This window comes from Microbacterium azadirachtae (assembly GCF_000956505.1).
In the GTDB taxonomy this organism is placed as follows: domain Bacteria; phylum Actinomycetota; class Actinomycetes; order Actinomycetales; family Microbacteriaceae; genus Microbacterium; species Microbacterium azadirachtae_A.
Genome location: NZ_JYIX01000027.1, coordinates 31325 through 50661, shown reverse-complemented (window position 1 = coordinate 50661; position 19337 = coordinate 31325). Strand labels below are relative to the sequence as shown.

Annotated in this window: 20 protein-coding genes; 10 read left to right on the top strand and 10 right to left on the bottom strand. The window is 71.5% G+C overall.

Features of this window, described 5'->3' with window-relative positions; genetic code table 11:
• Positions 1-109 precede the first annotated feature (109 nt).
• The 10 genes from RS86_RS04045 to RS86_RS04000 all read left to right on the top strand — a co-directional run bounded on the left by RS86_RS04045 (position 110) and on the right by RS86_RS04000 (position 9755).
• The gene (locus RS86_RS04045; protein WP_045270984.1) at positions 110-823 is read left to right on the top strand and encodes a phosphoadenylyl-sulfate reductase; all 714 of its coding nucleotides are present in this window, start codon (positions 110-112) and stop codon (positions 821-823) included.
• Entirely contained in the window at positions 820-1758 is a 939-nt protein-coding gene (gene cysD, locus RS86_RS04040; RefSeq protein ID WP_045270930.1) for a sulfate adenylyltransferase subunit CysD, read from the top strand. The genes RS86_RS04045 and cysD overlap by 4 nt, the downstream gene beginning before the upstream one ends.
• Positions 1758-3209, top strand: a complete 1452-nt coding sequence (locus tag RS86_RS04035; RefSeq protein ID WP_082076549.1) for a sulfate adenylyltransferase subunit 1 — start codon at positions 1758-1760, stop codon at positions 3207-3209. The genes cysD and RS86_RS04035 overlap by 1 nt, the downstream gene beginning before the upstream one ends.
• A gap of 134 nt (positions 3210-3343) precedes the next feature.
• The gene (locus tag RS86_RS04030; RefSeq protein WP_045270928.1) at positions 3344-4414 is read left to right on the top strand and encodes an ABC transporter substrate-binding protein; all 1071 of its coding nucleotides are present in this window, start codon (positions 3344-3346) and stop codon (positions 4412-4414) included.
• Positions 4411-5211 (top strand): ABC transporter ATP-binding protein, encoded by an 801-nt coding sequence (locus tag RS86_RS04025; RefSeq protein WP_082076548.1) that lies wholly within the window; start codon positions 4411-4413, stop codon positions 5209-5211. Before RS86_RS04030 ends, RS86_RS04025 begins: the two co-directional genes overlap by 4 nt.
• Positions 5201-6184, top strand: a complete 984-nt coding sequence (locus RS86_RS04020; RefSeq protein WP_082076547.1) for an ABC transporter permease — start codon at positions 5201-5203, stop codon at positions 6182-6184. Before RS86_RS04025 ends, RS86_RS04020 begins: the two co-directional genes overlap by 11 nt.
• Positions 6184-7035 (top strand): uroporphyrinogen-III C-methyltransferase, encoded by an 852-nt coding sequence (gene cobA / locus RS86_RS04015; RefSeq protein ID WP_082076546.1) that lies wholly within the window; start codon positions 6184-6186, stop codon positions 7033-7035. The genes RS86_RS04020 and cobA overlap by 1 nt, the downstream gene beginning before the upstream one ends.
• The gene (locus tag RS86_RS04010) at positions 7032-8510 is read left to right on the top strand and encodes an FAD-dependent oxidoreductase (protein ID WP_045270927.1); all 1479 of its coding nucleotides are present in this window, start codon (positions 7032-7034) and stop codon (positions 8508-8510) included. The genes cobA and RS86_RS04010 overlap by 4 nt, the downstream gene beginning before the upstream one ends.
• Entirely contained in the window at positions 8507-8836 is a 330-nt protein-coding gene (fdxA, locus tag RS86_RS04005) for a ferredoxin (protein WP_045270926.1), read from the top strand. Before RS86_RS04010 ends, fdxA begins: the two co-directional genes overlap by 4 nt.
• Positions 8829-9755 (top strand): NAD(P)/FAD-dependent oxidoreductase, encoded by a 927-nt coding sequence (locus RS86_RS04000; protein ID WP_045270925.1) that lies wholly within the window; start codon positions 8829-8831, stop codon positions 9753-9755. Before fdxA ends, RS86_RS04000 begins: the two co-directional genes overlap by 8 nt.
• A 60-nt stretch (positions 9756-9815) precedes the next feature.
• Here RS86_RS04000 and RS86_RS03995 read toward each other — a convergent pair whose 3' ends face one another.
• The 10 genes from RS86_RS03995 to RS86_RS03950 all read right to left on the bottom strand — a co-directional run bounded on the left by RS86_RS03995 (position 9816) and on the right by RS86_RS03950 (position 19281).
• Positions 9816-11237, bottom strand: a complete 1422-nt coding sequence (locus RS86_RS03995) for an FAD-binding protein (RefSeq protein WP_045270924.1) — start codon at positions 11235-11237, stop codon at positions 9816-9818.
• Complete coding sequence (locus tag RS86_RS03990) at positions 11234-12016, bottom strand: cyclase family protein (protein WP_045270923.1); 783 nt, start codon at positions 12014-12016, stop codon at positions 11234-11236. Before RS86_RS03990 ends, RS86_RS03995 begins: the two co-directional genes overlap by 4 nt.
• Entirely contained in the window at positions 12013-12528 is a 516-nt protein-coding gene (locus tag RS86_RS19775) for a RidA family protein (protein ID WP_052680062.1), read from the bottom strand. The genes RS86_RS03990 and RS86_RS19775 overlap by 4 nt, the downstream gene beginning before the upstream one ends.
• A complete protein-coding gene (locus RS86_RS03980; RefSeq protein ID WP_052680061.1) occupies positions 12525-13487 on the bottom strand; it encodes a fumarylacetoacetate hydrolase family protein in 963 nt (320 codons plus the stop codon). Before RS86_RS03980 ends, RS86_RS19775 begins: the two co-directional genes overlap by 4 nt.
• Before the next feature lie 185 nt (positions 13488-13672).
• Entirely contained in the window at positions 13673-14806 is a 1134-nt protein-coding gene (locus RS86_RS03975; RefSeq protein WP_052680060.1) for a PucR family transcriptional regulator, read from the bottom strand.
• A gap of 34 nt (positions 14807-14840) precedes the next feature.
• A complete protein-coding gene (locus RS86_RS19770; RefSeq protein WP_082076543.1) occupies positions 14841-16322 on the bottom strand; it encodes a carboxylesterase/lipase family protein in 1482 nt (493 codons plus the stop codon).
• The gene (locus tag RS86_RS03965) at positions 16315-17193 is read right to left on the bottom strand and encodes an alpha/beta fold hydrolase (RefSeq protein ID WP_052680058.1); all 879 of its coding nucleotides are present in this window, start codon (positions 17191-17193) and stop codon (positions 16315-16317) included. The genes RS86_RS19770 and RS86_RS03965 overlap by 8 nt, the downstream gene beginning before the upstream one ends.
• Positions 17190-18479 (bottom strand): MFS transporter, encoded by a 1290-nt coding sequence (locus RS86_RS03960; protein WP_045270922.1) that lies wholly within the window; start codon positions 18477-18479, stop codon positions 17190-17192. Before RS86_RS03960 ends, RS86_RS03965 begins: the two co-directional genes overlap by 4 nt.
• Positions 18480-18637: 158 nt before the next feature.
• The gene (locus RS86_RS03955; RefSeq protein WP_045270921.1) at positions 18638-19021 is read right to left on the bottom strand and encodes a type II toxin-antitoxin system VapC family toxin; all 384 of its coding nucleotides are present in this window, start codon (positions 19019-19021) and stop codon (positions 18638-18640) included.
• The gene (locus RS86_RS03950; protein WP_045270920.1) at positions 19018-19281 is read right to left on the bottom strand and encodes a type II toxin-antitoxin system Phd/YefM family antitoxin; all 264 of its coding nucleotides are present in this window, start codon (positions 19279-19281) and stop codon (positions 19018-19020) included. Before RS86_RS03950 ends, RS86_RS03955 begins: the two co-directional genes overlap by 4 nt.
• Positions 19282-19337: the final 56 nt, after the last annotated feature.

The following is a 19337-nucleotide window of genomic DNA, read 5'->3' as shown; positions in this document are numbered from 1 at the left end:
CGACTCGCTGCCGCTCGCTCAGGGCGAGTCTGCGCGAGACGAAACGCGGCGCCCTTCCGAAGACGGCGTTTCGTCTCGGTCGGCTGCGCCGTCCTCGCTCAACGTCCCCGTGAAGCGTCCACTCGACGAGCTGCGCGCACTCGCCGAACGCGGCGCCGCGGAGCTGCGCAGCGGAGCCGACGACGAGGCCTCGCCCGCCGAGGTCGTCGCCTGGGTCGCCGCGAACTTCTCCCCGCGCCTCGCCGCCGTCGCCTGCTCGATGGCGGACGCGACGCTCCCGCACCTCGTCGCCGAGGCGATCGGCGGCGTCGACGTGCTGTTCCTCGACACCGGCTACCACTTCCTCGAGACGACGTTCACGCGCGACGAGGTCGCCCGCACGCTCGACGTGCGCATCGTCGACGTGAAGCCCGCGCAGACCGTCCGCGAGCAGGACGCCGAGTTCGGCAAGGACCTGTTCTCCCGGGATCCGGCGCTGTGCTGCGAGATGCGCAAGGTCGCTCCCCTGCACCAGGCCCTCGGCGGCTACGAGGTATGGTTCACCGGGGTGCGCCGCGAGGAGGCACCCACGAGGGCGAACACGCCCCTGATCACGTTCGACGAGCGCAACGGACTCATCAAGGTGAACCCCGTCGCGGCGTGGTCCTTCGACGACCTCATCGCCTACGCCACCGCGCACGACGTGGTGGTCAACCCGCTCGTCGCGAACGGTTACCCCTCGATCGGCTGCGCGCCGTGCACCAAGCCCGTCGCCGCGGGCGAAGATCCCCGCTCCGGCCGCTGGGCCGGACTCGCCAAGACCGAATGCGGACTCCACGTATGAGCATCATCGACACCCTGCCCGCGCCCGCGCCGGCCGACGCCGGATCCCTCACCGGACTCGACCTGCTCGAGGCCGAGGCGATCCACATCATCCGCGAGGTCGTGGCCGAGTTCGAGCGCCCCGTGCTGCTGTTCTCGGGCGGCAAGGACTCCGTGCTCGTGCTGCATCTCGCCGCGCGCGCCTTCGCGCCGGGCCGGATCCCCTTCCCCGTGCTGCACGTGGACACGGGGCACAACTTCGACGAGGTCATCCGGTTCCGGGACGAGACCGTCGAGCGCCTGGGCCTCACGCTCGAGGTCGCCCGCGTGCAGGACTACCTCGACGACGGCCGCCTGGCGGAGCGTCCGGACGGCACCCGTAACGTGCTGCAGACCCAGCCGCTGCTCGACGCGATCGCCGCGGGCAAGCACGACGCCGTGTTCGGCGGCGCCCGCCGCGACGAGGACAAGGCGCGCGCCAAGGAGCGCATCATCTCGCTGCGCGACGAGTTCGGGCAGTGGGATCCGCGCAACCAGCGTCCGGAGCTCTGGAGCCTGTACAACGGCCGGCACACGCCGGGCAAGCACGTGCGCGCGTTCCCGATCTCGAACTGGACCGAGCTCGACGTGTGGCGCTACATCGCCCGCGAGCGGATCGCCCTGCCGCCGCTGTATCTGGCGCACGAGCGCGAGGTGTTCCGCCGCGACGGCATGTGGTGGGCCGTGAACGAGCACGCTCAGCCGCGCGAGGGCGAGCAGGTCGAGCGCCGCGTGGTCCGCTACCGCACGGTGGGAGACGCGAGCTGCACCGGCGCCGTCGAGTCCGATGCGGCGACCGTCGACCAGGTGGTCGCCGAGGTCGCCCGCTCCACGCTCACCGAGCGCGGCGCCACCCGCGCCGACGACCGGATCAGCGAGGCCGCCATGGAGGACCGCAAGAAGAACGGATACTTCTGATGAGCACCGACACCACCGCCTCGCGCCCCCTTCTCTCCCGCGAGGCCCGCGACTCCCGCGAGACTCCAACTGGGCGACGAGACAGCGCCGCAGACGTGCAGTCTCGTCGCGGAGATGAAGTCTCGCGGTCAGGGGAAGGGCGGGAAGCCGGGGTGCTGGGCGACACCACGCTGTTCCGGTTCGCGACGGCGGGATCCGTCGACGACGGCAAGTCGACCCTGGTCGGGCGGCTGCTGCACGATGCGAAGGCGATCCTCGCCGACCAGCTCGAGCAGGTCGCCCGCACCTCGGCCGATCGCGGTTTCGCGCACGGCGAGTTCGACTTCGCGCTGCTCACCGACGGCCTGCGCGCCGAGCGCGAGCAGGGCATCACGATCGACGTCGCGTACCGCTACTTCGCCACCGACGCCCGCAGCTTCATCCTCGCCGACTGCCCCGGGCACGTGCAGTACACCCGCAACATGGTCACCGGATCCGCGACCGCAGACGCCGTGGTCGTGCTCATCGACGCGCGCAAGGGCGTCGTCGAGCAGACCCGCCGGCACCTCGCCGTGGTGTCTCTGCTGCGCGTGCCGCATGTGATCGTCGCGGTCAACAAGATCGACCTCACCGGCTTCGACGAGGACCGCTTCCGCGCGGTCGAGGAGCAGGCGCTCGCAGTCGCCGCCGAGCTCGGCCTCATCGATACGCACGTGATCCCGGTCTCGGCGCTCGAGGGCGACAACATCGTGGATCGGTCCGCGCGCACCCCCTGGTACGACGGCCCGACGCTGCGCGAGCTGCTGGAGGCCCTCCCCGCCCGCCAGGCCGAGGAGGACGCCGCCTTCCGTCTCCCGGTGCAGACCGTGATCCGTCCGCAGGGCGGCGTCTCGGCGCTCATCGACGATGCGGAGACCGAGGACCTGCGCGACTACCGCGGCTTCGCCGGGCGGGTGTCCAGCGGATCCGTCCGCGTCGGCGACCGCGTGCAGGTCTTCCCCGGCGGGCACGAGACGACCGTCACCGGGATCCGCGTCGCCGGCCGGGTCGCCGAGTCCGCGCACACCGCGCAGTCGATCGCCGTGACGCTCGCCGACGAGGTGGACGCCGCCCGCGGCGCCCTCATCGCGACCGCCGGCACCGTGCCGAGCGGACACGCGGAGGCCGAGGTCGAGATCTTCCAGCTCGACGTCCGGCCGATCGCGCCGGGGGCGCGCGTGCTCGCCAAGCACGGCACGTCGACCGTGCAGGCGATCGTGACCGAAGTGCTCTCGCGCCGCGACCTGGACACGCTCGCCCTCGAGGACGCCGCCGAGCTGGCCGTGAACGAGATCGGCCGCGTGCGGATCCGCTTCGCATCCGCCCTGCCCCTGGAGCCGTACGCCGAGGACCGGGAGGGCGGCGCGCTGCTGCTCATCCACCCGGTCGACGGCGCCACCCTCGCCGCCGCGACCGTCGTCACGGCGGTGTAGTCGGGGTCGTCATGCGCCCTTCGTCTCGCTTCGCTCGCTCAGGGGCCGGTTCCTGAGCGAGGAGCGAAGTGACGAGACGAAGGACGCTCAACGACCAACAGAGATCCCCCCAAAGAACGCCTAAGGAGGCGACAGTGAATCGCAAGACCCGCATCAGCACGGCCATCACGACCCTCGGACTCGCGATGGCGATGCTCGCCGGCTGCGCCTCCGGACAGGCCTCGGCCGCCGACAAGGGCGAGAAGCTCGACACGCTGCGCCTCGGCTACTTCGCCACGGTCACGCACGCCCCGGCCCTGGTCGGTGTGAGCGAGGGCCTGATCCAGAAGGAGCTCGGCTCCACGAAGCTGCAGACCGAGGTCTTCAACGCCGGCCCCGCAGCCGTCGAGGCGCTCTCCGCAGGCGCGATCGACGCGGCCTACATCGGCCCGAACCCGGCGATCAACACGTTCATCAAGTCGGGCGGCGCCTCGGCGCGCGTGATCGCAGGCGCCACCAGCGGCGGAGCCTCGCTCGTCGTCCGCGACGGGATCAACAGCGCGGAGGATCTCAAGGGCAAGACGCTCGCCTCGCCGCAGCTGGGCAACACGCAGGACGTCGCGCTGCGCACCTGGCTCTCCTCGAAGGGCCTGAAGACGAACGTCTCCGGCGGCGGCGACGTCGCGATCACCCCGACCGAGAACGCGCAGACCCTCACGCTCTTCAAGAACGGGCAGCTCGACGGCGCCTGGCTTCCGGAGCCGTGGGCCTCGCGCCTGGTCGTCGAGGCGGGCGCGCACGTGCTGCAGGATGAGCGCGACCTGTGGCCCGACGGCAAATTCCCCACCACGGTGCTGCTCGTGAGCAAGGACTTCGCCGACAAGCACCCCGCGGCGGTCAAGGAACTGCTGGCCGGGCACCTCGACTCCCTCGACTGGATCAAGGCCCACCCGACCGAGCTCCCCGGCGTCGTGAACGCCGCCCTGCAGAAGGCCACGGGCAAGCCCCTGGCCGATGAGGTGCTCACGAAGTCCCTGTCGGCGGTGACGTTCTCCGCGGATCCGAATGCGGCCGCGTTCGCGACGCTCGTGAAGAACGGCGTCACCGCGGGCACGCAGACGAAGGGCTCGATCGAGGGCCTCTTCGACCTCACCGCGCTGAACGCCGCCCTCAAGGCACGGAACGAGGCCGAGGTCGACGACGGCGGGCTGGGAACCAAGAAATGACCACTCCGCTCGCGCCGAGTTTCGACGGGGTCACCCCGGTCCTGCCCGCGCCGGATCCGGTGGATCCGGCGGTGCGCCTCGCGCACGTCACCAAGCGGTTCGGATCCGGCCCTGTCGTGCTCGACGACGTCTCGCTCGACATCGCGCCGGGAGAGTTCGTCTGTCTGCTCGGCGCGAGCGGCTGCGGCAAGTCCACCCTGCTCAACCTCATCGCAGGCCTCGAGCCCCTCACCTCGGGCTCGCTCAGCGCACCCGACGAGGGCGCGGCCGTGATGTTCCAGGACGCGGCGCTCATGCCCTGGCTGAGCGCCCGGCGCAACGTCGAGCTCGCTCTGCGCCTGCGCGGCGTGCCCCGCGCCGAGCGCCGGGCCGAGGCGCTGCGCCTGCTCGGGATCGTGAACCTCGCCGACGCCGCGGACAAGCGCCCGCACGAGCTCTCCGGCGGCATGCGGCAGCGCGTGGCTCTGGCCCGCGCCCTCGCCCAGGACCGGCCCGTGCTGCTCATGGACGAGCCCTTCGCCGCGCTCGACGCGATCACCCGCGACCTGCTGCACGAGGTGCTGGAGAACGTGTGGCGCGAGACCGGTCGCACGATCGTCTTCGTCACGCACAACGTGCGCGAGGCCGCCCGCCTCGGCGAGCGCGTGGTGCTGCTCGGCAGCCGCCCCGGCCGGATCTCGCGCGAATGGCGGGTCGCCCGCACCCGCGGCCGCCGCATCGAATCGCCCGAGGTGTCGGCGCTGGCCGCCGAGATCACCGTCGAGCTGCGGAAGGAGATCCGCCGCAATGCCTCTTGACACCTTCCCCTCCGCGAGCTCCGTCCCCCCGGGGTCTTTGAGCGAGGACGGCGCGCCAGCGCCGACCGAGACGAAACGCGGTGCGCTCGCGGGATCGCGCACCACGGAGCGGGACGACGATCTCTCCCGCCTCGAAGCGGGCCTCGACCGCCTGCAGACCGTCGAGAGCGGATCCGGGTCCCGCACGCGCGAGCGACTGCGTGCGGTGCTGCCGCCGGTCGGCCTGTTGGTCGTGCTGCTTGCCGCCTGGCAGCTGTACATCGTGATCGCGAATCCCCGTCCGGACAAGGCGCCGAGCCCGCTCCAGGTGCTGGGCGCGCTGGGCGACGCCTGGCAGACGGGGCGCCTGCAGGAGGCCGTGCTCACGAGCCTGGAGCGCGGCGGCATCGGCTTCGTCGTCGCGATCGCCGTCGGCACTCCGCTCGGGCTGCTGCTGGCCGAGTGGAAACTGCTGCGCCGCGCCGCGGGGCCTCTGATCTCCGGACTGCAGGTGCTGCCGAGCGTGGCGTGGGTGCCCGCGGCGATCATCTGGTTCGGGCTCTCCGACGCGACGGCGTACTTCGTGATCCTGATGGGCGCGATCCCCTCGATCGTGAACGGCCTGCTGGCCGGCATCGACCAGGTGCCGCCGCAGCTGCGCCGCGTGGGCACCGTGCTCGGGGCGAGCCGCTGGCAGGCCGCCACGGCGATCGTGCTCCCTGCGGCGTTGCCCGGCTATCTCGCCGGACTCAAGCAGGGCTGGGCGTTCTCCTGGCGCTCGCTCATGGCCGCGGAGATCATCACCACCGGCGGATCCATCGGGTTCGGCCTCGGGACCATGCTCAATCAGTCCCGCGAGCTGGCGGATCTCCCTGGGGTGCTCGCGACCATCATCCTGATCCTGGCGATCGGCATCCTGATCGAGCTGGCGCTGTTCGCGCCGCTCGAGCGGGCCGTGCTCCGCCGCCGCGGACTTCTGCTCGGAGGCGCATGATGACCAACGGAACCGTCACCCTCGTGGGTGCAGGACCCGGCGATGCCGGCCTGCTCACGATCCGCGGCCTGCGCGCCCTCGAGCGCGCCGACGTGATCGTCGCCGACCGTCTCGGCGCGCGCGCCGTGCTCGATCAGCTCGCGGCCGAGGGCGTGATCCTCGCGGCCGAGGTGATCGACGTGGGCAAGACCCCGGGGCACCACCCCGTGCCGCAGAACGAGATCAACGCCCTTCTCGTGCGGCACGCCCGTGCGGGGCGCGAGGTCGTGCGCCTCAAGGGCGGGGATCCTTTCGTGCTCGGGCGCGGCCGCGAGGAGGCGCTGTACTGCGAGGCCGAGGGCATCGCCGTCAGCGTGGTGCCCGGCATCACGAGCGCGATCTCGGTGCCCGCCGTCGCGGGCATCCCGCTCACGCACCGGGGCGTCGCCACGGCCTTCACGGTCGCGAGCGCGCACGATCCGATCGAGCAGCTGCCGGGCGGATCCGACCACACTGTCGTGCTGCTCATGGGCATCGGCACTCTCGCGCACACGGCGGGGGTCCTGGCCCGTGGCGACCGCGGGGTCGACTGCCCCGTCGCGATCGTCGAGGACGGCTACGGATCCGGCGAGCGCGTCACGATCGGCACCCTCGGCACGATCGCAGCCCTCGCTGCCGCGCGCCAGGTCCGCAACCCCGCCGTCGTCGTCGTCGGCGACGTGGTGCGCCTGAGCCCGTACGCCACCCCCTCCCCTACCCGCGAGGCTGCAACTCCGCGACGAGACAGCGCTTCTGGTGTGCAGTCTCGTCGCGGAGATGGAGTCTCGCGGTCATACTTCGCCCGAACCGACCGAAAGACCCTGCAGCCGTGACCGCTCTGAACACCTCCGCCCCGCTCCGCGTCGCGATCGTCGGCGCCGGCCCGGCCGGCATCTACGCCGGCAACATCCTCGCGAACGCCGTGGCCGCGCGCGCCGGCGGCAGCGTCGCCGACACCAGCGTCGCCGAAACCGGCGCCGCCGGCCTCGGGTACGGCGCCGTCGAGATCGACCTGTTCGAGTCGCTGCCCGCGCCCTACGGCCTGATCCGCTACGGCGTCGCCCCCGATCACCCCCGCATCAAGGGCATCGTCAACTCGCTGCACGAGATGCTCGACGCGCCCTTCGACGGGCTCAGGGACCGTTCGGATGGGGACCGCCGCACGATCCGCTTCCTCGGCAACATCGAGGTCGGTCGCGACGTGTCCCTCGACGAGCTGCAGGCCCGGTACCACGCCGTCGTGCTCGCGACCGGCGCGATCCGCGACGCCGCCCTGCGGATTCCCGGCGTCGACCTGCCCGGATCCTATGGCGCCGCCGACTTCGTGTCCTGGTTCGACGGCCACCCGGACGTGCCTCGCTCCTGGCCGCTCGTCGACGAGCAGGTCGCGGTGATCGGCAACGGCAACGTCGCGCTCGACGTCGCCCGCATCCTCGCCAAGCTGCCGGAGAACCTGCGCAGCACCGAGGTCCCGGACAACGTGCTCGCGGGGCTCGAGGCCTCCGCCGTCACCGACGTGCACGTGTTCGGCCGCCGCGGGCCGGCCGACATCAAGTTCACCCCGATCGAGCTGCGCGAGCTGGGCGAGGTCGCCGGCGTCGACATCATCCTGGACGACGCCGATTTCGCTGGCGTGGATCCGGCCGCCGCGCCCAACAACCAGTTGAAGGTCATGCTGCGCACCCTGAACGCCTGGCGCGATCGTCCGGAGAACCGCGGCGAGAGCACAGGGGCGACCCGTCGTCTGCACCTGCACTTCTGGCACGCCCCCGTGGAGATCGCCGGATCCGATCGCGTCGAGTCGGTGCGGTTCGAGCGCACGGCGCCGGCCGAGGACGGATCCGTCTCGGGCACCGGCGAGTTCGTCGAGTACCCGATCACCGGCGTGTACCGGGCCGTCGGCTACTTCGGTTCGCCGATCGTCGATGTGCCTTTCGACACGCAGCGCGGGGTGGTGCCGAACGAGGCGGGCCGCGTCGACGGCGTCCCGGGGCTGTACGCGACCGGCTGGATCAAGCGCGGCCCGGTCGGCCTCATCGGGCACACCAAGTCCGACGCGACCGAGACCATCGCGAACCTGCTCGAGGACGCCGAGGCCGGCCGCCTCGTGGCGCCCGCCGAGACCGCCGACGTGCGGGAGCTCCTCGCCGCGCGCGAGGTCGAGGTCACCACGTGGGACGGCTGGCTCGAGCTCGACGCGCACGAGCGCGCGCTCGGCGCCGCGCACGCGCACACCCGCGAGCGGGTCAAGGTCGTGCCGCGCGAGGAGCAGGTGGAGATCTCGCGCAGCGGAGCGCTCGCCCGATGACGTACGTGATCGCGCTGCCCTGCGTGGATGTGAAGGACCGCGCGTGCATCGACGAGTGCCCGGTCGACTGCATCTACGAGGGCGAGCGCTCCCTCTACATCCACCCCGACGAGTGCGTCGACTGCGGCGCCTGCGAGCCCGTCTGCCCTGTCGAGGCGATCTACTACGAGGACGACCTCCCCGACGAGTGGACCGACTACTACAAGGCGAACGTCGAGTTCTTCGACGAGATCGGATCCCCTGGCGGGGCCGCCAAGGTCGGCGTGTACGCCTTCGACCACCCCGTCGTGGCCGCGCTCCCGCCCCAGGGCGATGGCCATGACTGACGATGTCTACGACGTGCTCATCGTCGGCGGAGGGCCTGCCGGGCTCTCCGCCGCGCTGAACCTCGCCCGCTCGCTCGCGCGCGTGCTCGTCGTCGACGCCGATCGGCCGCGCAACGCCGCGACGCTCATCTCGCACGGATTCCTCACGCGCGACGGGATCCCTCCGCACGAGCTGCGGCGCCTCGCCCGCGAGGAGCTCGCCGCCTACCCGCAGGTCACGATCCGCACCAGGGAGCGTGTTTTCCAGATCGAGGCCGAGGGATCCGGTTTCGTCGCCGAGATCGGCCGACGTGCGCCGGAGGCAAGGGTCGCCGCGCACCGCGTGCTGCTCGCCACCGGCTTGCGCGAGACCCTGCCCGACGTGCCGAACCTGCGCGGCTTCTACGGCGTAAGCCTGTTCAGCTGCGCGGCGTGCGACGCCTGGGAGCTGCAGGGCCGCGCGCTCGCGCTCATCGGCGAGACGCCGGATCTGGCCGCCCGCGCCCGGCTCATCGCGCGGTGGACCCGCGATCTCACCGCCTTCACGAACGGCGCCGACGTGATCGACGCCGCGGAGGAGGCCGAGCTCGCGGCCGCCGGGATCGGAGTCGAGCGCAGCCCGATCGCGGAACTCCGTGGCGAGCGAGGCGCGCTCACCGGCATCCGCCTCGCCGACGGATCCGAGCATGCGGTCGAGGGCGGCTTCGTGCGCCCGGAGTGGGAGACCGACCTCTCCTTCCTGCCCGCGCTCGCACCAGACCTCGACGCGCACGGCCACCTCGCCGCGGACCGCGCCGGCCGCACCAGCGTTCCCGGTCTCTACGCCGCGGGCGACGTCGCCTCCCCCGGACCGCAGCAGCTCATCGTCGCCGCGGGTGCCGGCGCCAGGGTCGCCGCCGTCATGATCCACGACTCGATCGGCGTCGCGACAGCGCACTGACCCGGCCGCAGGCTGCCCGGTCGGAAGGGCATCTCTCGTCCGACCGAGCGCACCGGAACGTCAGCCCGGAAGCCTTGCCGCTTCGGCGGCCATGGCTGCGGCGATCTCGGCCCCGGTCCGCCGGGCGAACGTCACCGTGCGCAGCACCGACATCGCTCCGGGATACTCGCCGTACCAGACGCCGGTTGCAACCCCGGCGGCATACAGACCAGGGATGGCCGTGCCGCGAGGCGTCACCACCCGGCCCTGAAGGTCGATGCGGATGCCGCCGTAGCTGAAGGTCGATGCGGTCGCGAGCGGGTACGCGAAGAACGGCGCCTCGGCGATGGGCAGCGCCCAGTTCGTCTTGTCGACACTCAGCCCGTGGGTGCGCTTGCCGTCGAGGACCCCGGGATCGAAGTCGCCCTCGCCCACCGCCGCGTTGAACCTGGCGATCTCCTCCTCGAAGACCTCCGGATCCACGCCGATCAGCCCCGCGAGCTCGGCGAGGGTGTCTGCGCGGTACGGCTCGAGGTCGGTCTGGTTCAGGAATCCCCAGCCCGGGATCCGGGCCGCGCGGGCGTCGAAGACGAAGGACGCGGTGGCGTCATGATCGCGCCACACGGACCAGGCCAGCGGCGCATTGAGCGCCTCTGGAGTGGCGGATCCCTCGTCCGCGAAGCGCCGGCCATGCCCGTCCACGATCACCCCGAAGGGAATCCCGAAGATGCCCGCGTCCGGCTTGGTCGTACGCTCGTCCACCAGTTGCACGTGCAGCCGGTCGAACTGGCCGGCTGTGGCCGCGCCGAGCTCGGTCGCCATCCGCAGCCCGTCGCCGGTGTTGAACCGCAGGCCGGGAACGACGTGCCTGATTTGCCCGGCCCGCTGCCCGACGTAGCGGGTGACGGCCTCCAGGCTGCCCTCGAGGCCACCGGTCGCCAGCACCACCGCGTCGGCGGCGAGGCGGCGGGTGAGCCCGTCCGAACCGCGCACCATCACACCGTCCACCTGGCCGGTCTCGTCGGTCGTCAGGCGCACGGCCTCGGTGTCGTACAGGATCTGCACGCCCGGATCTGCCTCGAGCAGCCCGCAGAACGCATCGACGAGGCTCGCGCCGCCGCCGACCATCGCGCCGTAGTCGTTCGCCATCGCGAACGGCGGCCGCTCGTGCACGATCTGCACGCCGTGCTCTTCGAGCCAGGCCACGGTCCCCGCGCCCTCGCGCTCGATGACCCGGAAGTAAGGCTCATCGACCTGGGGATGGGAGGCCAGGATCCGCGCGATGACCTTCGGATCCACGATCCCGTCCTGGTCGACAGTGAGGTTGACCCAAGACCAGCGGGTGGCCCCGCCGCGTTCGGCCCTCGGGGCCCGCTCCAGAAGTGCGACCCGCGGGATGCCGCCGTCGCGCGCGGCCTCCTCGAGGAAGGCCTGGGCGACGGTCAGGCCGCCGGCGCCGCAGCCGACGACGAGCAGGTCGACAGCCTCGTCACGGGCGATCATTCCCCTTCACCGCCATCCGGGACGAACGCGAAGACCCGGGCCGGCCCCGCGGTGCCACCGACCAGTGGCAGCGGGGCGACGACGATCCACGCGCCCGTGGCGGGGAGCATGTCGAGGTTGCGCAGCGAGGTCAGCCCGTACTTGTCGGATCCGAGCAGGTAGTAGTGCCCCGGGCCGAAAGCGCCGGGATCATCCTCGGCATCGCCCGCCTCGGGGCCAGCGCCGAGTCCGTCGATGCCGATCGCCTCGACGCCGTAGCCGGACAGGTGCGGATGCGCCGCGAGCCACTTGGCGGCCTTCAGCGTCAGGCCGGGCCACACGTTGCCGTTCAGGAACCGTTCGGCATCCTCGCCGCGGGCGCTCCAGCCGGTGCGGACGAGCAGCCAGGTCCCCGGCTGCATCCGTCCGTGCTCGGCCTCCCAGCGCTCCAGGTCGTCGGCTGTGACGAGGTATCCGGGGTTCTCGGCGACCTCGGCCGTGCGGTCGAGGACTGCGACCGGGCCGACCAGCCGCTCCGGGGGGATCTGATCGATCGAACGCCCGTCGCGACCGCTGATCCAGTGCCGCGGAGCATCGACGTGCGTACCGGCGTGCTCGCCGAGGGTGATGTCGCTCCACGACCAGCCCGGTCCGTGCTCGTCGAAGTCGCTCACCGGGGTGAAGCTCAAGGCGGCGGTCGGCGCGAACGGCTCCGGCACGGGCACGACAGGGGTGGACGGGCTCAGCGGCGTCGTCAGGTCGACGATGCGCGAGTCGAGGACGGGGATCTGAGCGGTCATGCGTGGTCTCCATTCGGGTCGGTCGGGTCGATGGCAGGGATCGGGTCGGTCGGGTGGATCGGTGCGCCGGGGCCGCGGGGCGTGGATCCATCCGCGAAGTCCGGGAGATAGGCCCTGACCTCGATCTCGAGGAGCATGCCGGGGCCGAGGAACTCGGCGACGTAGCCGCTGCCGACGAAGCCGCGCTCGGGGATCCGCACTCGGAAGATGTCGTTCAGGGTGCCGAAGTCCTCGGCGCGGGCGAGGGTCGCGTGGATCTCGTAGACGTGCTCGAACCCCGCGTCGACCGCCGCGAGCACGGCGGCGATGTTGTCGAAGGTTAGCTCCGCCTGCGCCCGGAAGTCCGCGGGAAGGCTCCGTTCCTCGACCGGGCCGGTGAGGTTCGTCAACGCCGAGGTGCCGGACACGGTGAGCCACGGCCCGATCCGTACTGCGCGGTCGAAATGCCCGGCGGGTGGAGCGAGGCTCGGCGGATTGATCGCCTCGACGAACGGGCGGGCGGTGCGGATCATGGATTCCTCCTCGGGAGCGGGGTCGGATGGTCGTGCGCGGACGGATCCATCTCATCGACGACGGGCGTGCGCATGCGGCCGAGGCCGGTGATCTCCGCGTCGACAACGTCCCCCGGCCGCAGGAACACCGGAGGATCCTGTTCGAATCCGCACCCGGCCGGGGATCCGGACAGGATCACGTCGCCCGGTTCGAGCGGAAAGCCGGCGCTCACGAAGGCGACAAGCTCCGCGACGCCGGTGATCATCTCGGCGGCGCGCGCCTGCTGCCGGGCGGACCCGTTGACGCTCAACCGCAGGAGCAAGTCGGCAGGATCCGTCGTCTCGTCCACGGTGAGCAGCCATGGCCCGAGCGGGCAGAACGTCGGGAAGCCCTTCGCGCGGGTGAGCTGCAAGGAGAGCGGGTGCGCGAGACCGGCGCCGAGGGCGATGTCCCTGGCAGAGACGTCGTCGGCGACGACGAAGCCGGCAACTCGCTCCAGGGCCCGTTCCGGAGGGACCCGGTGGGCGGCGGCTCCGATCACGATGCCGAGCTCGACCTCGTGGTCCAGGGCCGTGGTCTCGGGCGGGCGAACGATCGCGTCGTAGGGCCCGCAGACCGCGGAGGGAGGCTTGAGGAAGAGGACCGGATCCCCGGCTCGGGCGTCGAGCCCGGCCGCGTGCGCCGGATAGTTCATCCCGACTCCGACGATGAGTCGCGGCGTCGGGATCGGCGCTCCGATCCGCCGGTTCCCCAGCGGCTCACGGAGGTCGCGGGCGTGCCGCTCGTCCAGCCATCGCGCGAGACCGGGAAGACTATCCAGTAACTCGCTCAGATGCCGGATCCGGACACCATGCCGGGCGGCCAGCGGACGCAGCGGCACGACGACAGCCTCCGGTCGCAACGGCCCCGCGGATCCGGCGTCGTCGATCAGGGCGAACGGCTCCTCGGCCCCGACGGGCCCCGCACTCAGCAACCGCACGGGCGGCGTCCGTCCTCATCGACCATGGCTACTCCCTCGTGACTGTCGTTTCGACGACATTAAGAGGAGCAACACCCCGACTTCGTCGGTGGATCGCTGGCCTTCCGCGTCAGTTCTTCGCGGAATTCACAAGGAGTCGGCTCGCCCTCGGTAGGTCCCGCATGGCTGCCGGAAAAGGCGGGAGCTCAGCGCGGCGGCCCGATCGACAGCATCGATAGTGCGAGACCGTCGAAGCGCCGCGGGTCGTGACCGGTCAGCTCATGCCACCGATCCAGCCGGTAGGCGACCGTGTTCGGATGCAGCTGCAGCGCTCCGGCGGCTGCCGCGAGGCTGAACCCCTCATCGGCGAACGCACGCACGGCTTGAGCGAGACCGGGATGCTCCGCTGCCACCGCCTTCGCCTCGCCGTACAGGGGCGTGAGCCTGGTGCGCGCGTCGACGAGACCCGAGTGCAGCCACGCGCGCTCGAAATACGACACGGAGTCCGGCCAGGCCACACGCAGCGCCCGCTCGGCATCTCCGATGCTCGTCTCCGCCCCGGAGATGCCGGGCCGCTCCAGCCCGACGCCGACGCTTCCGCGACCGGTCAGCTGTCGGTGCACCTCCTCCGACACCGCCTCCGGGGAGGCACCCTGGCAGAGCACGATCATCAGGGTCCCGTGCAGGCCAGCATGGTTCGTACCGGGCAGCCGCGACAGCCCTCTCTGCAGCAGTTCGAGGTCACCCTCCACCCATGGTCCCGCCTCGGTGCACACGGCGCGGAAGACCCCGCCGGGAACGAAGCCGAGCCGCCGTGCGTTCTCGACCGCGTCGCCCTCCGCGGCGTCGCCCGCGCGTACGGACTCCAGCAGGCGCTGACGCAGCACGACCTGACGCCCCTGAGCACCCCCTCCGCCCGCGAATGCCTCGGCGACGTGGACGCTCGTCTTCTGGATCCACGACCACAGCCGGTCGGCCAGCTGCACCAGGGTGCTCGGCGCGATCCCGTCGACGTGCGACAGCGCATCCCACACGTCTCGCCCGACCACGTGGAACGCGGCGAGTACATCCTGGGCGGGGATGCCGGCGGCCTCCCGGCGCAGCGCGGCATAACGGATCGCCCTGGCATCGTCCGCCGAGAGGGTGCCGTCGGCAGCGAGTGCGCGCAGGAGCGCCCGGATCGTGTCGCGCACGGTCGCGCGGTGAGCCTCGAGCGGCACCAGGGCGTAGCCGGGCAGCTCGGCGCGCACGTGGTCAGTGGTCCCTGTCGCGAGCGCGTCGAGCCCGGCCTCGACCTGCGCGCATGCCCTCCGCGCCGCGGTCTGCTTCCTCGTCGTCATGCCTCTCCCGGGCCGCCTCATCGTGGAATGCAGGCTACTCCGCGGGTTCGAGCAGCCGCGCCCAGGGATGCGAGCCCGGCCCGGTGGCAATGCCGTCCCAGGCCGTACGACGCTCAGGATCGGGATCGGTCATGCACGCGGCGCCCTCCGTGCGGAAGCGCAGTTCGTGCCGCTCTGCCGTCGAGTACGCCCTCCAGGAGGGATCCGGGATCCCCGTGCGCGCGAACGCGCTCAGGCACCGGGCGCCTGTGTCGTCTCCGGTCCATCCGAAGAACGCGGGCACCTCGGCGCCATGCGCCGCCGACCCCGTCGTCGCCGGCACGTCGTACCGGTACACGTAAGTGGCCGCGGTGCCGGCGGTCAGGCGCGCCTCGGCGAGGCGGAGGCTGCGGATCCGGAACTGGTCCGAGGCGATCGTGAGCCACAGTTCTCGCAGCTCGATATCGGGGAGCAGGCCGCGGTAGCTCTGCAGCAGCCGGTCCGCGTCATCGCGCCGATCCAGCCCGTCCGCGACGAGGCGGCGTAGTTCGTCGGGTGCGAGGTCGCGCGAGGCGGCGTCCGGATCCGCGCCGAGCACGATGTGTGACTCGTCCCGGGCGGTGCCGATGATGAGGGGGATGTCGGCGCCGGTGCCGACTCGCGCCGCCGCCGTGGGGACGAGCGGAAGCAGACGGCGACCGACGACAGGCGAGAAGCGCATGCTGTGGGGGCCGGGAGCCGCGCCTGCGCCGAGGTGCTCCTGAACCTGCAGGAGCACCTCGGCCGGCACCCGGCGCAGCCCGGAGACGAGCTCCTCGGCGTCGCCCGTGAGCCCGAGGGCGTCCGAAACGGCGGTCCGGGTCGCCTCGGCGCGTGCGCAGTCGTTGAGGTCGAACTCCGGCCCGGCCATGATCACGGCACCATGCATGAGCCGCTCCGCGCCAGGCGTGCTCAGCAGCATGGACGTCTTGCCTCCGCCCCCGGAGTGACCGACGACCGTGACCCGTCCCGGGTCGCCGCCGAAGGCGGCGATGTGCACACGGATCCAGCGCAGCGCCTCGATGAGGTCGAGGTGCCCGGCGAGGCCGGATCCGCGGACGCCGAGGGGCTCCAGGTCCAAGAATCCGAGAATGCCGAGGCGGTGTGTCACGGACACGACCACCACATCGTGCTCAGCGCTCAACCGCGCGCCGTCACTGTCGGGTTCCAGCGAGGATCCGGCGAAATAGCCTCCGCCATGCAGCCACACCACGACGGGACGACGACCGTGCGCGGACGGCGTGACGACGTCGAGGAAGAGGCAGTCCTCGCTCATGTCGCGGCTTGAGTCCGCCAGCGGGCTCGTCGGCTGCGGTGCGATAGGCCCTGGCGCCGCCGAGCCGCGGATCCCTGTCCACGGCAGCAGGGGGACGGGTGCGGCGAATCGCCTGCCGCCCACCGGGGCCTCAGCGTACGGAACCCGATGAAACCGGAGCAGGCCGTCGTCACTGCGGCCCAGGAGACTGCCGGAAGGGGTGGACAGGACGACGTCAGGCACTCGCGCTCCCGTCCGTCGCGGCCCGGAGGTGGTCGCCGATCAGTACGGCGAGTCGCTCGGCAGCGGTGTCGAGTAGCCAGTGCCCGCCTTCGTCGAGCTCCACCATCCGGTAGGGGCCCCGCGCGAAGTCCGCGCAGAGCCGGGCGGTGGCCGGCAGCAGCGCAGGGCCCTGGCTGAAGACGTAGAGCGACGGCACGGCGACCGGAGCGACCTCAGCCATCGCTTCGACGGGAATGAGGTGCCAGGCCACGGCGGCCTCGAGGACCTCCGGATCCTGCAGCCGCGCGGTCGTCTCCTCGACGAGCGTCGGATGCATCCCGGATGCCGCGAGGAACGCCCGGAGCGCGGCTGCGTCGTCGCGCAGCAGCTGTTGCGCCGCGGCATGGGGCGGGCTCATGCTCTCCAGCTCGTTCCACGCTCTGCGCTGCGCCGGGTCCCTGCGCACGGCCTGGGCGAAGGCTGCGGGGTGCGGGAAGCGCAATGCCGTGAGTGATGCGATCCGACCGGGATGCGCAGCAGCGGTCGCCCAGCTCTGCAGCGCACCCTGACCAAACCCGGCGAGGTGCACACGATCCCACCCGAGCGCGTCCGCAACGCCCACTGCGTCGGCGACCACAGCGTCGAGCGTGTACTGATCCAGCGGCACCCGGGCCCCGGGCGAATACCCGCGCTGATCGAAGGCGACCGTACGGATCCCCTGCTCCGCGAGCAGCGGGGCGACACGGTCCCAGCTGCGGGCGTGCTGCGGAAAGCCGTGCAGGGCGAGGAGGGGGATGCCGTCGGACGGCCCCCAGGAGACGGCTCGGAATCGGAGGTGTCCGACAGCGATCGCGATCTCAGAGGATGCGGCCGCGGCCGGCCCGCCCGTCACGAACGGGCCTCGGATGCGAGCGTCTCGGATCCGACCGGCGTCTGCATCGCAGGGGAAAGCGCCCCGTCCTCCGCTGCCTCCGCCGTCCGCCGGGCACGCCGGAGCAGCACCGCGGCGACGATTCCTGCCACGGTGGGCACGGCGATGCCGAGGAAGAGCTGGGGCGTGCTGAGACCCGCCGCGAGCATGGCACCCCCGGCCCACCCTCCGCCGAGGCGGCCGATCTGGCCGGCGCCGTTCGCCCAGGAGACGCCCGTCGCGTTCGCCCGCGCGGGATACAGCGCCGTGGCGAGAGTGGGCAGCACAGCGTTGGATCCCGCGATCGTGAATGCGATCGCGCAGATCGCGGCGAGGAAGCCTCCGATCCCGAGGTCGACCACCGCGAGCAGGACGATCCCCGCGGTCCCGACGCCCCAGATCACGGCCAGCACGGAGCGCGGATCCCAGCGCCGCAGCGCGAAGCCGTGCCCGAGCTGTCCCAGCAGCCCGCACAGACCGAACAGTCCGGTCACCAGCGCCGCGCTGCCGGAGCCCAGGCCGTAGCGCTCGACCATGAGCGGCAAGTACGTCGCGATGAGGTACGCGACGCCGAGGCCGACGGCGAAGCAGATCCAGGTGAGGATGGTGGAGGCCAGATAGCGGCGGGCGAAGAGCGTCCCGACAGCGGTCCGCTTGTCGTCGGCCGCGACCGGTGCCGGGTCATCGAGCCGTTCCGCGCGACGTGGCAGCACGCGGAGCAGGAACGGCACCAGAACGAGTGAGAGGCCGCCGCTGACGATCACCAGAGTCCGCCAGCCCGCTGCGGGGATGATCACGGCGGCGAGCAGGCTGCCCAGGATGAACCCGAACGCGCCGCCCGACCAGACCAGACTCACCATGTGCGACCTGCTGCGTTCGGGGACGAGCTCCGCCACCTGAGCGATCACGACGGGCACAAGCGCGCCGAGTCCGACGCACGCTGCCAGCCGAACGATCATCAGCCCGGCGAGCCCGGGGGCCGCTGCGGTCGCGATCGTGAGCACCGAGAACTCCAGGGCGCACACAAGGATCACCGGACGGCAGCCGAAACGGTCCGCGAGTGGGCCCGCGAGATAGCCGCCGATGGCGCCGGCGACGACGCTGAGAGTGACCAGCAGCGTGATGTCCTCGATGCTCGTTCCCCACTCCTCCATCACGCGCGGGAACACGAAGCTCGCGACGACGAGGTCGAGGCCTTCGGCGACCATGGCCAGCATCAGGATGAACAGGGCGAAGCGGATCCGAGGTCTTGCAGTCGACGCTGACATGTGAATCTCCGTGCTCGGGATGGCCGGCACGAACAGTGCCGTGCGGGCACGCTAACGAGCCGCGCCAGCGTTCCGCATCAGCGATTCCCCAGCCCGAACCCGTTGATCCCACAGACTGCATGGACATGGCCCGACCGCCTGGCGTGGCCCTGGACCGATCACGCGCAGAGCGGATGCGGAGGGATCCCGGCTGCCTGTGCGCGTTGCACGAGTTCCCGATCGAAGCTGAGCATCGAGTCGACGATGCCCTCCAGCTGCAGGGCCGTGGCGAGGTGCAGCGCGTCCAGCGCTCGCAGCCCGGATCGCGCCTCCAACGCCTTCGCGAGGACGCCGTCGTCAAGAGTGAACAGGGAGATCCGCGAGAGGACCCGCGATACCCGCTCTTCCTCGCCTCCGCGACGCTGCAGTGCGACGGCGAGCTCGAGTTCGAGCAGTCGGGATGACACCAAGGGCTCCGTGCCGCCGAAGAGATCCCGCATCTCCTGAGTCTGCTCTTCGACGATGAGCACCTTGACCGCTGCGGACGTGTCCAGGTAGATCATCCGTTCTCCCCGCGGATGTCGTCCATGATCTCCTCCGTCGTGGCTCCGCTCCACATCGGCGTGATCGTCACGCCTCCGCTCGCGACCGCCGGCCTGATCTTCCCTTCGGCGACCAGCCGGTCCCAGGCGCTCTCGCGCGGCGGGCTGATCTCCGCGATCGGCCGACCACGCTCCGTCACAGTGATGTGCTCACCGGACGCGACGCGCGCCAGGACTCGCGCCGTCTGCTGGTTCAGCTCCGTCTTCGTCACGGTTCCCATGCAACCACGGTACGCCGAAACTAGTAGAAGTACTACACAAGCCTGATCGACGCCCC

Coding starts and splice junctions, on each gene's coding strand:
- RS86_RS04035 (WP_082076549.1), top strand. CDS start 1,758: ATGAGCACCGACACCACCGCCTCGCGCCCCCTTCTCTCCCGCGAGGCC.
- RS86_RS03955 (WP_045270921.1), bottom strand. CDS start 19,021: ATGATCTACCTGGACACGTCCGCAGCGGTCAAGGTGCTCATCGTCGAA.
- RS86_RS19775 (WP_052680062.1), bottom strand. CDS start 12,528: ATGATCCGCACCGCCCGCCCGTTCGTCGAGGCGATCAATCCGCCGAGC.
- RS86_RS03950 (WP_045270920.1), bottom strand. CDS start 19,281: ATGGGAACCGTGACGAAGACGGAGCTGAACCAGCAGACGGCGCGAGTC.
- RS86_RS03990 (WP_045270923.1), bottom strand. CDS start 12,016: ATGACCGCTCAGATCCCCGTCCTCGACTCGCGCATCGTCGACCTGACG.
- RS86_RS04025 (WP_082076548.1), top strand. CDS start 4,411: ATGACCACTCCGCTCGCGCCGAGTTTCGACGGGGTCACCCCGGTCCTG.
- cobA (WP_082076546.1), top strand. CDS start 6,184: ATGACCAACGGAACCGTCACCCTCGTGGGTGCAGGACCCGGCGATGCC.
- cysD (WP_045270930.1), top strand. CDS start 820: ATGAGCATCATCGACACCCTGCCCGCGCCCGCGCCGGCCGACGCCGGA.
- RS86_RS03975 (WP_052680060.1), bottom strand. CDS start 14,806: ATGACGACGAGGAAGCAGACCGCGGCGCGGAGGGCATGCGCGCAGGTC.
- RS86_RS04000 (WP_045270925.1), top strand. CDS start 8,829: ATGACTGACGATGTCTACGACGTGCTCATCGTCGGCGGAGGGCCTGCC.
- fdxA (WP_045270926.1), top strand. CDS start 8,507: ATGACGTACGTGATCGCGCTGCCCTGCGTGGATGTGAAGGACCGCGCG.
- RS86_RS03960 (WP_045270922.1), bottom strand. CDS start 18,479: ATGTCAGCGTCGACTGCAAGACCTCGGATCCGCTTCGCCCTGTTCATC.
- RS86_RS04020 (WP_082076547.1), top strand. CDS start 5,201: ATGCCTCTTGACACCTTCCCCTCCGCGAGCTCCGTCCCCCCGGGGTCT.
- RS86_RS03995 (WP_045270924.1), bottom strand. CDS start 11,237: ATGATCGCCCGTGACGAGGCTGTCGACCTGCTCGTCGTCGGCTGCGGC.